Origin of the sequence: Bacillus sp. SA1-12 (assembly GCF_000981385.1) — a bacterium.
Classification (GTDB): Bacteria; Bacillota; Bacilli; order Bacillales; family Bacillaceae; genus Metabacillus.
Genome location: NZ_LATZ01000127.1, coordinates 1 through 595, shown reverse-complemented (window position 1 = coordinate 595; position 595 = coordinate 1). Strand labels below are relative to the sequence as shown.

At 37.0% G+C, this 595-nt stretch carries 1 protein-coding gene; it reads left to right on the top strand.

The features are described 5' to 3' along the window. Positions 1–595: phosphoribosylaminoimidazolesuccinocarboxamide synthase (locus tag WQ54_RS24245; RefSeq protein ID WP_046588165.1), on the top strand; the 595-nt coding region annotated here is incomplete at both ends.

Here is a 595-nt window from a genome sequence, read left to right as displayed (position 1 = left end):
CCTCAACTAGAACCATATAGAAACCAATTGGAAGGCAGATCCTTACTTGTTAGAAAATTGAAATTGATCCCTCTTGAAGTTATTGTTAGAGGTTACATCACCGGTTCCGGCTGGAAAGAATACCAAAAATCTAAAACCGTCCACGGTATTCCTATTGGTGATGTGGTTGAATCACAACAAATCACTCCTATCTTCACCCCATCCACTAAAGCAGAACAAGGTGAACATGATGAAAATATCACCAAAGAACAAGCTGACAAGATTGTTGGAAAAGAATTATGTGATAGAATTGAAAAAATTGCTATTGATTTGTACACCAAAGCCAGAGATTACGCTGCCACTAAAGGAATTATTATCGCTGATACTAAATTTGAATTTGGTTTAGATGGTGACAACATCGTTCTTGTTGACGAAGTTTTAACTCCAGATTCTTCCAGATTCTGGAATGCTACTAAATACGAAGTTGGTAAATCTCAAGACTCTTACGATAAACAATTTTTGAGAGATTGGTTAACTTCTAATGGTGTTGCTGGTAAAGATGGTGTTGCTATGCCTGAAGACATTGTCACTGAAACCAAGAGCAAATACGTTGAAG